Origin of the sequence: Niallia circulans (assembly GCF_003726095.1) — a bacterium.
Classification (GTDB): Bacteria; Bacillota; Bacilli; order Bacillales; family Cytobacillaceae; genus Niallia; species Niallia circulans_A.
Genome location: NZ_CP026031.1, coordinates 1,276,744 through 1,288,836, shown reverse-complemented (window position 1 = coordinate 1,288,836; position 12,093 = coordinate 1,276,744). Strand labels below are relative to the sequence as shown.

The 12,093-nt window shown below is 34.5% G+C and carries 11 protein-coding genes; 3 read left to right on the top strand and 8 right to left on the bottom strand.

Annotated features, from left to right (window positions below; genetic code table 11):
* Positions 1–41: 41 nt before the first annotated feature.
* On the top strand, positions 42–944 hold the full coding sequence (gltC, locus tag C2I06_RS06070) for a glutamate biosynthesis transcriptional regulator GltC (RefSeq protein WP_095328783.1): 903 nt from the start codon (positions 42–44) through the stop codon (positions 942–944).
* Positions 945–1,011: 67 nt separating this feature from the next.
* Here gltC and pepF read toward each other — a convergent pair whose 3' ends face one another.
* Together pepF and C2I06_RS06060 are read right to left on the bottom strand one after the other, a co-directional pair.
* The gene (gene pepF / locus C2I06_RS06065; RefSeq protein ID WP_095328782.1) at positions 1,012–2,802 is read right to left on the bottom strand and encodes an oligoendopeptidase F; all 1,791 of its coding nucleotides are present in this window, start codon (positions 2,800–2,802) and stop codon (positions 1,012–1,014) included.
* Between the two features lie 621 nt (positions 2,803–3,423).
* Positions 3,424–3,627, bottom strand: coding sequence for an IDEAL domain-containing protein (locus C2I06_RS06060; protein WP_095328780.1), 204 nt, complete (start codon positions 3,625–3,627; stop codon positions 3,424–3,426).
* Positions 3,628–3,890: 263 nt separating this feature from the next.
* Between C2I06_RS06060 and C2I06_RS06055 the strand changes: the two genes are divergently transcribed.
* On the top strand, positions 3,891–4,718 hold the full coding sequence (locus C2I06_RS06055; RefSeq protein ID WP_095328779.1) for a Cof-type HAD-IIB family hydrolase: 828 nt from the start codon (positions 3,891–3,893) through the stop codon (positions 4,716–4,718).
* Between the two features lie 103 nt (positions 4,719–4,821).
* Here the strand turns inward: C2I06_RS06055 and C2I06_RS06050 are convergent, their stop codons facing one another.
* From C2I06_RS06050 to C2I06_RS25765, 3 genes are all read right to left on the bottom strand, one after another.
* Entirely contained in the window at positions 4,822–5,061 is a 240-nt protein-coding gene (locus C2I06_RS06050; RefSeq protein WP_047943433.1) for a hypothetical protein, read from the bottom strand.
* A 33-nt stretch (positions 5,062–5,094) separates the two neighbouring features.
* Positions 5,095–6,168 (bottom strand): branched-chain amino acid aminotransferase, encoded by a 1,074-nt coding sequence (locus C2I06_RS06045; RefSeq protein ID WP_095328778.1) that lies wholly within the window; start codon positions 6,166–6,168, stop codon positions 5,095–5,097.
* Positions 6,169–6,333: 165 nt separating this feature from the next.
* On the bottom strand, positions 6,334–6,465 hold the full coding sequence (locus C2I06_RS25765; RefSeq protein ID WP_268874827.1) for a hypothetical protein: 132 nt from the start codon (positions 6,463–6,465) through the stop codon (positions 6,334–6,336).
* Positions 6,466–6,753: 288 nt separating this feature from the next.
* Between C2I06_RS25765 and C2I06_RS06040 the strand changes: the two genes are divergently transcribed.
* Positions 6,754–7,896, top strand: a complete 1,143-nt coding sequence (locus C2I06_RS06040; RefSeq protein ID WP_123257681.1) for a CAP domain-containing protein — start codon at positions 6,754–6,756, stop codon at positions 7,894–7,896.
* A 57-nt stretch (positions 7,897–7,953) separates the two neighbouring features.
* Here C2I06_RS06040 and C2I06_RS06035 read toward each other — a convergent pair whose 3' ends face one another.
* The 3 genes from C2I06_RS06035 to purT all read right to left on the bottom strand — a co-directional run bounded on the left by C2I06_RS06035 (position 7,954) and on the right by purT (position 11,513).
* Positions 7,954–8,865 (bottom strand): AEC family transporter, encoded by a 912-nt coding sequence (locus C2I06_RS06035; RefSeq protein WP_095328776.1) that lies wholly within the window; start codon positions 8,863–8,865, stop codon positions 7,954–7,956.
* 150 nt (positions 8,866–9,015) lie between these two features.
* Positions 9,016–10,278 (bottom strand): L-lactate MFS transporter, encoded by a 1,263-nt coding sequence (locus C2I06_RS06030; RefSeq protein WP_171509630.1) that lies wholly within the window; start codon positions 10,276–10,278, stop codon positions 9,016–9,018.
* A 53-nt stretch (positions 10,279–10,331) separates the two neighbouring features.
* Positions 10,332–11,513 carry a formate-dependent phosphoribosylglycinamide formyltransferase gene (gene purT, locus C2I06_RS06025; RefSeq protein WP_123259120.1) on the bottom strand — a complete coding sequence of 394 codons (1,182 nt, stop codon included), beginning with the start codon at positions 11,511–11,513 and terminating at the stop codon, positions 10,332–10,334.
* Between the last annotated feature and the right edge of the window lie 580 nt (positions 11,514–12,093).

The following is a 12,093-nucleotide window of genomic DNA, read 5'->3' as shown; positions in this document are numbered from 1 at the left end:
CTAATCTAAAAAAGAGATTATTATAAAGAAGGTCGGTAAAAATGGAACTTAGACAACTAAAATACTTTATTGAAGTAGCTGAAAGAGAGCACGTCTCAGAAGCTGCTGAGCATCTTCATGTTGCTCAATCTGCTGTTAGTCGTCAAATTGCAAATTTGGAGGATGAATTAGGTGTTCAATTATTTGAACGAGAAGGAAGAAATGTTAAATTAACTCCAATTGGAAAAATTTTTTTAACCCACTCCCAATCAATCCTGAAATCAGTTGATCGAGCTGTAGAACAAGTTAATGCCTATCTGGACCCAGAAAGAGGTTCGATTAAAATTGGCTTTCCAACTAGTCTTGCAAGCCACTTACTGCCTACTGTCATATCAGCATTTAAAGAAAAGCATCCACATGTAAAGTTTCAATTAAGGCAAGGCTCTTATCACTTTTTAACCGAAGGTGTAAAAAATAGAGATATAGATTTAGCATTTTTAGGACCTGTACCAACAGATGACTTCTTATTAACAGGAAATATTCTATTTACAGAGAAAATCTTCGCACTATTACCAAGCAATCATATTTTGAGTGAAAGAAAATCACTACGCTTACGGGATCTGCGAAATGATGAATTTGTTTTATTTCCCGAAGGATATATATTGCAAAAAATCGCGATTGATGCATGTAAACAAGAAGGATTTTTACCTAATATTAATGCTGAGGGGGAGGATTTAGATGCAATCAAAGGGTTAGTTTCCGCAGGAATGGGTGTAACTCTTCTTCCAGAGAGTACATTTTATGATACTGTTCCCAAATTTACAGTGAAGGTTCCTATTGAGGATCCAATTATTAGTCGTACAGTTGGTATCATCGTACCAAGTAATCGAGAATTGCCACCATCTGTACAAACATTTCGTCGATTTATCATCGACTTTTTCACGATTCTAGAAAAATATCAGTAACAAAGAAGCAATAAGGGCCACACCTTTGCAAAAGGCAATGGACCCTTATTTTTTTGTGAAAACTTTTTTATTTTTTTAATACTTCCTTCACTAAAGAATGAAAAATTGTTAATGCATGATTAATTGGTTCAGGACTGGTCAAATCGACACCGGTTTTCTTTAGAAGTTCAAGAGGATAATCCGAACTTCCGCTTTTTAAAAACTCTAAATAGTTCTCTACATCTTCTTTCTTTCCTTCGAGAAGTTTATCAGCAATATTAATCGCAGAAGCAAAGCCAGTCGCATATTTATATACATAAAATGGACGATAGAAATGCGGAATTCTTGCCCATCCATATTTCACTTGTTCGTCTATTACTAAAGCACTGCCATTGTATGCTTTAAATAATTCTTCATAGGTTTGATTGAAAAAATCCAAAGACAGTGGCAACCCTTTTTCTGCTTGTTCATGAACCGCTTTTTCAAACTCACCAAACATAACTTGTGTAAAGAAGGTTCCTTTAAAGCTATCAATAAAATGATGCAATAAATGCTCGCGTTTTGTTTCGTCATCTTCTGTTTTTAACAAATGACGAATTAATAAGACTTCATTAACAGTAGATGCTACTTCCGCAACAAAAATACTATATCCTGCACTTATTTGCGGCTGATGCTTACTACTAAAATAAGAGTGCATACCATGTCCGCATTCGTGAGCTAAGGTGAATAAGCTATCTAAATCATCTCGATGGTTCAGTAAAATATACGGATGGACGCCATATAAGCCTAAATTGTAAGCACCTGAACGTTTCCCAGGAGTTTCACGTACATCTATATATCGTTTTTCTTTAAATGTTTTTAACACACTTAAATATTCTTCACCAAGAGGCTTCAGCGCCTCCAGCATAATCTGAAAAGCATCATCATAGCTGATCTCTTCTTTAGCGGCCTCGCCAACTAGTGGAACGCTTAAGTCATAAGCATGAAGTTCATCAAGTTGCAGCCGTTTCTTACGAAAATTCATATAGTCATCCATATAAGGTAAATTTTTTCTCGTCGTACTAATTAAATTATCGTAAACCTCAACAGGTACTTGATCACCAAATAAACTTTTTTCTAAAGCAGAAGGATAATTTCGAAGTTTTGCTGTTTTTACATTGTTTTTAACGGCGGCGCTAAAGGTCGCAGCAATTGTGTTCTTAAGACCAATATATGGCTTATAATACGCCAAATAAGCTTCTTTTCTAACATCTCGGTCCTCATCTTCTATTCTTTTTGCATACATTCCTCTTGTTAATTCAATCTTTTCACCATTATCAGTTGTTACTTCCCCAAAGGTTATATCTGCATTATTTATCATACCGAACACATTACTAGGAACAGATAACGATTCTCCAAGTTCAGATAGTACCTCTTCTTTCTCTTTGCTTAATACATGTTTTTTATAGCGGAAAGATTCCAAGAGATCTTTTTCAAAATACGCTAAGCCCTCTTCTTCTTGTATGTAAGTATTCAATTCCTGCTCATCTAAGGATAATAAATATGGCATAAAAAAGGCAGTGGCACTACTATATTTTTGGCCTACTAACCGAGCTTTTTCAATAAGACTTTGAGCATGTGTATTCCGTGTATCTAGGTCTAAAAGAAGCATGCCATATGCGTAGACTTTCCTATATAAATAACTAACTTTCTCTGATAATGTTAGATATGCTAATAAGGTTGTTCCGTTTGTAATTTTTCCGTTGAATCCTGAAAGAGTCGTTATTTTTTCTTTTACCGCTTCTAAATCGTTATCCCACGCAGCCTCTGATTCGTATATATCACGTAAATTCCATTTTTCACAATCAGCAACTTCTTCCCTTGTTTTATATGTTTGCATAAACTTCCTCCCATTCTTTCTGTTTCTATTTTACCCTTATTTATAAAAGTCTTATCATTTTGTTTAAAATAGAAGAGATTTTATGTATATGCAATAATGATACATAGCAGAATGCTTTTATGTAAAGCAGAAAAGACTAATACTACTCTTTCTTCTATTTTGGAATGACGATCAATATCTAATTTAGTTTTGTGACAATTAATAAGCTCCATTGGCAGTTTTTTAACATGTTCAAAAGCAATGCTAATTTTTCGGAAAACAATGCAGTCCGTATGCTCAATTGGACAATAAAACTACTATTCTTTTAAAAAGCTTGTCAGCATCATTTATATGTGATATATTTATCAAGCGATGAGCTATATTGAATAAGTCAATGAACGTTATTGCGCTATGTGGAGCGTAGTTTATTGCCTCAATACGTAGGACACACTTAAGTGTCCCTTAAACTGCTGATAAACATATTGTTTATCAGCAGTTTTTATTTGTTCTGAAATTAGGTAATGGAATAAAAAAACTATCCTTTTTCAGGCGAAAACCTCGCTTGAATTTCTTCTCAGAAATATAGCGAGGTTTTTCTCCTCAAGGATAGCGAATATGAGTATATTATATATTTTACGGTAGTTATTTTGCAGTTAATTGATTTAATTCTTTTGTTAAACGATAAAATAATTCTTTGTCACCAGCAATTAATGTTTCATCGATTTGTTTTTTTAGTGCAGCTTTTTGAAAGTCATAAAGGGCCTTTTCCAATACCATTTCTGCAAATAAAGAATCCACAACATTTCCTACAGACTGTTTTGGTGCATTTAATAAATATTTTTCCATTTGAATCAACCCCTTGTTCTTTTTTATAGTATAGCAGTAATATTCTGATAATTCAAATACTTTTTTGAGGTAATTTATTCCATTTTATTTTTTTATTTAACTCCTAATTAGTAACTGTATTTAATTACTTCCCACTAGAGAAATTTATAAACATAAAATGGTGAAATTCGAAGTTTTGTTTCGCTCTTTTATCACCAATTTGATATTGGCTATTTCTCTATTTTCATGTATTCTGTAAAGAGGTTATGAAAGGGGAAATACAGATGAGCTATAAAATGATCGTATTAGATATGGATGATACTTTATTAACAGATGACCATATTATTTCAGAAGCAACCAAAACTGCTTTAATGCTTGCACAAGAAAAAGGTGTAAAAGTAGTTCTCGCTTCTGGAAGACCAACATATGCAATGCTGGACGCGGCAAAAGAATTAAGACTTGCGGAATATGGCAGTTTTATTCTTTCATTCAATGGAGCAAAAATAACTAACTGTCAAACAAACGAAGAATTATTCAGCAGTACACTTTCTCCCGAAACTGTTCACCAGCTATTTGATTTGAGCCAGAGAGAAAACATTTGGATTCATACTTATATGAATGACGAAATTATTACGCAAGAAAATAATCCTTTTACTGAAATCGAAGGAAAACTTACAGGCTTGCCGATAAAAACAGTTGCGGATTTTAAGCAGACCGTTTCTTCTCCTGTTGTAAAAGTATTAATGGTGAAAGAAGAAAATTATCTTAAAGAGGTAGAAGCAAGACTACAAAAAGAATTGGCTAATGATTTAAGTGTCATGCGCTCTAAGCCATACTTCCTTGAATTTACTGAATTAGGTGTTACTAAAGGGACAAGCTTAGCGATACTTATTGAAAAACTTGGTATCTCTAGAGAAGAAGTGATTGCAATAGGTGATAGTTATAACGATGTTGCCATGATTGAATTTGCTGGCCTTGGAGTTGCTATGGGCAATGCGCCAGATGATGTAAAGCAGCTTGCAGATTACGTAACTGATACAAATAACAACGATGGTATAGCAAAGGTAATCGATATGTTTATTTTAGAACCCTTGGTTACGAAATCTGTTTAATGATTTATTTTATTCGCATATAAAAGAGATAAAGCTTCGATTATAAATCGAAGCTTTATCTCTTTTAAGATTTCCGTTATTCTTCTTTTAAAAATTTACTGGTTCATTCTTCTTCATCAGGCTCATTAAACACCTTGATTGTTTTAAAAGCTAAATTTACTTTAAAATGAAGATTCCAATTACTACGAAGGATTTCAATCTCATGGTCTTGAACAGAAACACATAAGACAACGTCCCCATCCCAATCCATTAAAACATATTCATTTTGATTAGAGAAAAGTTTATAATCTTTATGTGCTATTAAATTCCATCCAAAATTTAGCGTGTGGCTTTTATTCACCATTAAGATACTCCTTTATTTTCCTCGCAAAAGGAATTATTTCACTTCAACAGCCCATCCAAATGGATCTTCTTGTCTTCCATTTTGAATATCTGTAATTGTATTATATAATTTGGATGCTAACTCCCCTGTTTCTCCATTATTTAAAACGATTTTTTCCTCGTTCCAGAAGAACTCACCAATCGGGGAGATAACAGCAGCTGTTCCTGTACCAAATGCTTCTTCTAATTGACCATTTTTATGTGCTTCAAAGATTTCAGCAATAGTTATTTTTCTTTCTGTTACAGGAATATTCCAATATTTCAGCAACTCCATAACACTGCTTCTGGTTACCCCTTCTAGTATGCTTCCATTTAATTCAGGGGTATATACTTCCCCATTAATTTTAAAGAAAACATTCATCGCTCCAACTTCTTCAATATATTTCTTTTCTACGCCATCTAGCCAAAGAACTTGGGAATATCCTCTTTCATTTGCAATTTGCTGCGCTTTTAAGCTTGCTGCATAGTTTCCAGCAGTTTTAGCAGATCCTGTACCACCAGCAACTGCACGAACATATTCATTTTCCACAAAAATTTTAACCGGTTTAACTCCTTCTTTATAATACGAACCAACAGGAGATAAAATGATCATAAATTTATAGCTAATTGATGCAGCAACTCCTAAGAACGGCTGTGTGGAAATGATAAATGGTCTTATGTATAAAGAAGTACCTTCCCCTTTCGGAATCCACTCTCTATCAATATTAATTAATTGTGTTAAGGCATTTAGGGCAAACTCTTCATCTATTTCTGGAATACAAAGTCTGTCATTTGATTTATTTAAACGCTCCATATTTTTCTTTGGTCTGAATAATAGCACTTTACCTTCTTCCGTTAAGTATGCCTTCATGCCTTCAAAAACTGCTTGGCCATAGTGGAAAATAACAGAAGCAGGATCTAAAGTTATTGGTTGATATGGCAAAATTTGAGCATCATGCCAACCTTTGTCTACTGTATAATCCATCATAAACATATGGTCTGTAAATACTTTACCAAATACTAATGTAGAAGGATCTGGTTTCGGTTTTTTATCTTTTGCTAAAGTCACAGTAATTGTTTGATCTGTCACGTTTCCATTCTCCTCATCTTAAATATTATTTCTATTTATTATAACGCAAACTTACTGTAGTGAAAGTAATTTCGAAAAAAAGATGTAAAAATTTTTACTAATAGTTATTTACAGCACAAAAAAAGCAACCAATATCTACAAAATTTGTACATTTGGTTGCAACAATTAATTCCAATGCTTTGTGTCTTCTAAAAGTTCATCAATTTCTATGTCGATTAAATTCCATGTGGATATTTCCTGCTCTAAATCGGCTGTGTTTGTTAAAATCTCATCGATGTCGGTTCTAATTAAATGCATAGTAGCCTCCTTTAAAACCGTCTTAAATCTGTCTAGAGTGCTTATAACTAAAATTTCCCAAATGGGAACGGTTATATTCATTATAGCAGTTTATACTGTTTACATATAATAAAGATGCTTTACAAATTGATTACACAGTCTAGACAAACCAATTAGGACGTAATGACATGGTATAATAATTAAATAGGATAAAAAGTGAAAAACAATCTATCTCAATATACCCAGATAAAATAGTTTTAAACCTAATTTTTTTGGTTATAATTAGAAGACTATTGGAGGTTACTATCAATGATTAGACTATTAAAATGGGTTATTACCATTCTCCTTATATATGGGGCATATAATTTTTATCTTAAAGACAATGGACATAATGCTGAAGAAAGCAAACCTTCTGGTTCCATGGAAAATCGCATAAATCAAGATTCGATCACTTCCTTTTTCCAATCTTTTACTGATGAGTTTGAAAAAATAAAATCCTTTTTTAAAGATGCAGAGGATATGTTACCAGACTGGAATTTTGAAGAAAATACTGAAGATACAGAAGAAATTGATAAACCAGAATTAGTTACACCGCAAGACCATCCTTTTTCGATTCATAATATATCTCTCGGCGATGATAAAAAGTCGGTTGAAAAGTCACTGGGATCACCAAAGCGTGAAACAATTAATGAATACGGCATCTCTTGGTATGCCTATCATCAAAATTATCACAATTTTGTTATGGTAGGCTATGATGAACATAATCAAGTAGAAGCTTTATATACCAATCAAGATTTAATTGCTTCAACAAACGGGATAAAAAAAGGAACAAAGAAAGAAGTTGTCTTAAAAACATTAGGAAAACCATTAACAGAGATAAGAAAAGGACTTGTTTTTTATAAAATGGCAGAGGACAGGGATTACGAAGTGTTCGCACTTGATGATTCATATGTAACGGTATTCTTTGATAAGCATGAAAATAACACCGTAACTGCTCTGCAAATTATCAGCTCTTCCTTAGAAGAAAATCGCAAGGATTTTTATGTGGAAGGAAATGAAAAATTAAAAGAAGGCTTTGAATACCAATTATTTGATTTAACTAATGCCAGTCGTGTCAATAACCATTTAAAGCCGCTGACTTGGAATGAGGCAGTTCGTGATACGGCTCAAAAACATAGTTTAGATATGGCAGAAAATAATTATTTCAGCCATACTAATCTGGAGGGTGAATCTCCATTTGATCGCATGCTTAACGATGGTATCCGTTACACGATAGCAGGGGAAAATTTGGCTTATGGCCAAAACAGCAGTATATTTGCTCACGAAGGCTTAATGAATTCGAGCGGCCATCGAGAAAATATTCTTCAAAAAGATTTCGCCTCTCTCGGCGTAGGAGTTGCCTTTAACAATAAGTCTCAACCATATTATACCGAAAACTTCCTGACAGAATAAAAAACGAGGCTGGAAAATTGATTCCAGCCTCGTTTTTACGATTAACAAACTTTCTATTTATACAATTAAATTACCAATCATCCAAATTAAAAAAAAACTAATGACTATCGATAAATTAGCAGCAGTTCCTACAAATCGTTGGTTATATTTAAACTCCACACTATACGGTAAAACACTTGATGCCATCGGCAAGATTAAGCAGATTAAAATGGTATAACGAAACATATCTTCTGCTGGCCATAAAAAATATGCTAGTACGCCTAAAAAAAGCCCTGTCCCGTACCGAATCCCTAGTACCCTTCCAATTCCTTTCCAGTGACTCTTTTCAAAAGAAAAGTTCAAATAAATACCGAGAAGCAGCAAAGAGAGTGGCATATTAGCCTTCGAAATGGTAGATGTCACATCAATTATCTGATGGGGTATCTCGATACCTACAATACTGATGAAGAAAATAAGTACATAGGTCATCAGCGGGATCGATCGTCCCAGCTTCCCTACCACTTGCTTCGCTGAAAGTTCGGATCCTTCTTGTGAATAATAGCTGCCAATTAAATAACTAATTCCGAAAGTGACAAGGGCATTCCCAATATCGAACATACCAAAATATTTTATCCCTTCAGCCCCCCATATACCCTGCACCAAAGGATATGCAAAAATACCAATGTTAAATCCGGGTATCAACATACCTAACATCCCTTTTTGCTTATTCGCTTCATTTCGGAACAGAAATAGTCCAATTATGGAAATAAGAACACCATAGAATAAACCAAGAAATACCAATATTAACAAAGATTTTTCAATTATGACATTATGTAAGGTGGTGATGATTAAACAAGGTAAAGTAATATTGAAAATGATCCTTGCAAGCCCTTCTCCATCTTTTTCTTTAATAATATTTCTTTGTTTAAAGAAATACCCCATGCCAATAATAATCACGGAATACAAAAATTGCGTATTAAAATTTTCCATTTTCTAATTTCCCCTAACTAAGCTGCAAATTTCCAATGAACCTACTATACTACTAATCCGTATACTTGCAAAGACTTAGATAGAAAAAGACTTATTACGTTTGAGAAAATTTTAGATGCATCAAACGTGATAAGTCTTTTTTAAATACTATTAGAAGCTATTACTTTCTGTCACTGATTTATTCAATTCTTTTAATCTGCGAATATCTAAACGAATAAGTAAAGAAACAGCCAGAGATACAATAAACATACAAGAGAAAACAAGTAATGTTCCTTGATAGCTTCCTGTTGTGTCACGAATCCATGATACAATGCTAGGTCCAGCAACACCTGCAGCTGACCAAGCTGTAAGAATATAACCATGAATAGCTCCTAGCTGTTTTGTGCCAAAAATATCACCAATATAAGCTGGAATGGACGCGAAACCTCCACCATAGCAAGACATAATTATAAAAATAATGATGGAAAAGGCAATATAATGATGTAAATGTGGCAGTGCAAAGAATGCAACTACTTGAACAGCAAAAAACAAAGTATATACATTGGGTCTGCCGATATAGTCAGAAATTGTAGCCCATGCAATTCTTCCAACTCCATTAAATACACCCATAATCCCAACTAGGGTCGCAGCACCCGCAACTGACATGCCTGCCAATTCCTGTCCCATGGGCGAAGCAACGGCAAGAATAGCAATACCACATGTGATGTTGATAAATAGCATAATCCATAACGCCCAAAATCTTTTTGTTTTAACTGCTTCATTTGCTGTTAATTGTGATAAATCTTCCTTTACTATTACATTACCAGCTTCAACTGATTGCTGAAAACCTTTCGGCAAATAGCCTTTTGGAGGTGCTTCTAAATATTGTGCTGAAACAAATATAATAACAAAATAAACAGCTGCAAGAATATAAAAAGTATTAGATATACCAACTGTATTAATTAAATGATTCATAACTGGGCTACTGATCATTGCAGCAAAACCAAATCCCATAATAGCTAATCCAGTTGCCAATCCTCTGCGGTCCGGAAACCACTTAACTAATGTGGATACAGGAGTAATATACCCAACCCCTAAGCCAATCCCCCCAAACATTCCATAAGTAATGTAGAGAAGTGGTAAAGATTCGATACTTGTAGCAAATCCAGCACCAGCCATCCCTAAACCGAACATACAAGCAGACAACATGCCGGAAGTTCGTGGTCCGTATTTTTCAACAAAATGTCCTAAAAACGCCGCTGATAATCCTAAAAATAAGATCGCAATACTAAAAGTCCAGGAAATACTCGTTAATGTCCAATTATACTGTGATTCAAGCGGCTTTGTAAATACACTCCATGCGTATACAGATCCGATTGAAATATGAATACCAACTGCAGATAAAGCAATAAGCCAACGATTTTTTGTTTTCATTGTAATACCCCTATTGTGTTTATTTGTAAATTATCTTAAATTACATTTTCTAGTCAGCTAGAATAGGTGATGGAAAGTGGCGCGGAAGCTTTCCTTACCCCTTCTAACGCTAAATCCACCGTTTCATTTGTATGCAATACTACTGCCATTCTCCGCCCTTTTGTGGTCTTTGGTTTTCCAAAAATGCGTATTTGGGTATTTTCAAATGATAGCGTTTCTTCTATCCCCTGAATGAAATAGCTGTTACTTTCTTCAGTTGCTTTTAATGTTTTACTAGCACCTGGGCTATGTAGTTTCACTCCTGAAACTGGATACCCTAAAATCGCTCTAACATGTAACGCAAACTCAGAAAGGTCTTGAGTAATCATTGTTACCATTCCAGTATCATGTGGACGTGGTGAGACTTCACTAAAATAAACATCATTTTCCGTTAAAAATAACTCCACACCAAAAATTCCATATCCACCCAGACTATCCGTGATTTTCTTAGCAATCATTTCTGCCTCATCTAATTGTTCAGCCGACATGAAATGAGGCTGCCATGATTCTATATAATCTCCGTCTTTTTGGGTATGCCCAATTGGAGGACAAAAGGTAGTGCCATTAACTGAACGTACGGTTAAAAGCGTAATCTCTGATTCAAATTCAATAAACTCTTCCACTATGACTCTTGTTTTCTTTCCTCTTCCGCCATCAACAGCTTCTTTCCAGGAAAATTCAATTTCATCTATGCTCCGGCAAATACTTTGCCCTTTTCCAGAAGAGCTCATGACTGGCTTTATTACACAAGGAAAACCTATATTATGTACGGCATCTTTCAATTCTGTTATGTTATTGGCAAAGGCATATTTTGCAGTCGGTATGTTCAACGTTTCACTTGCTAATCTTCTTATACCTTCACGATCCATCGTTAAATAGGTAGCTTTAGCAGTTGGAACTACCGAATACCCCTCTTCTTCTAGCTCCATAAGCGCACTCGTTGCAATCGCCTCAATTTCAGGAACAATATAATCTGGTTTTTCTTTTTCAATTATTGCTTTTAATTGGTTAACATCAAGCATATCTACTGTATATGCGCGGTGGGCAACATGACTTGCTGGTGCTTGTTCATAACGATCGACTGCGATTGTTTCTAGTCCCAGTCGCTGCGCTTCGATAATAACCTCTTTACCCAATTCTCCAGAACCTAATAACATAATCTTTCTTGCTTGTGAAGTATTTGGTGCTCCTAACACGATTGCCAATCCCCCTAAACAATTAATTATTCCTTTATTCTGCATAATATCGTAAAAATCTCTTCTATTCAAGTATTTTTTTCTCCATTTCCGAACGTTTTTATAATTTAGTTATTAATAATTCGTATTTTGTTATAATGATGGAAAAATTAATTGTTGATAAGTGTTAGTGCATTTAGGGAAGAGGAACGCTGCTTTTCGTGGAAAGGATGGCGTAAGTGGATTTCATTCAACAAATGAACGCTTTTTTTTGCGAAAAAGATAGCATAATTGGTTTTCATTCAACAAATGAACGCCACTTTTTGCGGAAAAGATAATATAAGTGGTTTTCATTCTCCAGATGAACGCCACTTTTTGCGATAAAGATGGCGTAAGTGGTTTTCATTCAACAAATGAACGCCACTTTTTGCGAAAAAGATAGCGTAAGTGGTTTTCATTCTCCAGTTGAACACCACTTTTTGCGGAAAAGATGGCATAAGTGGTTTTCATTCAACAAATGAACGCCATTTTTTGCGGAATAGATAATATAAGTGGTTTTCATTCTCCAGATGAACGCCACTTTTTGCGGAAAAGATGGCAT

Bases quoted from the DNA above. Each gene is read 5' to 3' on its own strand.
- C2I06_RS06030 (WP_171509630.1), bottom strand. From the start codon at position 10,278: ATGAAAACAAAAAATCGTTGGCTTATTGCTTTATCTGCAGTTGGTATT.
- gltC (WP_095328783.1), top strand. From the start codon at position 42: ATGGAACTTAGACAACTAAAATACTTTATTGAAGTAGCTGAAAGAGAG.
- C2I06_RS06035 (WP_095328776.1), bottom strand. From the start codon at position 8,865: ATGGAAAATTTTAATACGCAATTTTTGTATTCCGTGATTATTATTGGC.
- pepF (WP_095328782.1), bottom strand. From the start codon at position 2,802: ATGCAAACATATAAAACAAGGGAAGAAGTTGCTGATTGTGAAAAATGG.
- C2I06_RS06040 (WP_123257681.1), top strand. From the start codon at position 6,754: ATGATTAGACTATTAAAATGGGTTATTACCATTCTCCTTATATATGGG.
- C2I06_RS06060 (WP_095328780.1), bottom strand. From the start codon at position 3,627: ATGGAAAAATATTTATTAAATGCACCAAAACAGTCTGTAGGAAATGTT.
- C2I06_RS06055 (WP_095328779.1), top strand. From the start codon at position 3,891: ATGAGCTATAAAATGATCGTATTAGATATGGATGATACTTTATTAACA.
- C2I06_RS25765 (WP_268874827.1), bottom strand. From the start codon at position 6,465: ATGCATTTAATTAGAACCGACATCGATGAGATTTTAACAAACACAGCC.
- C2I06_RS06050 (WP_047943433.1), bottom strand. From the start codon at position 5,061: ATGGTGAATAAAAGCCACACGCTAAATTTTGGATGGAATTTAATAGCA.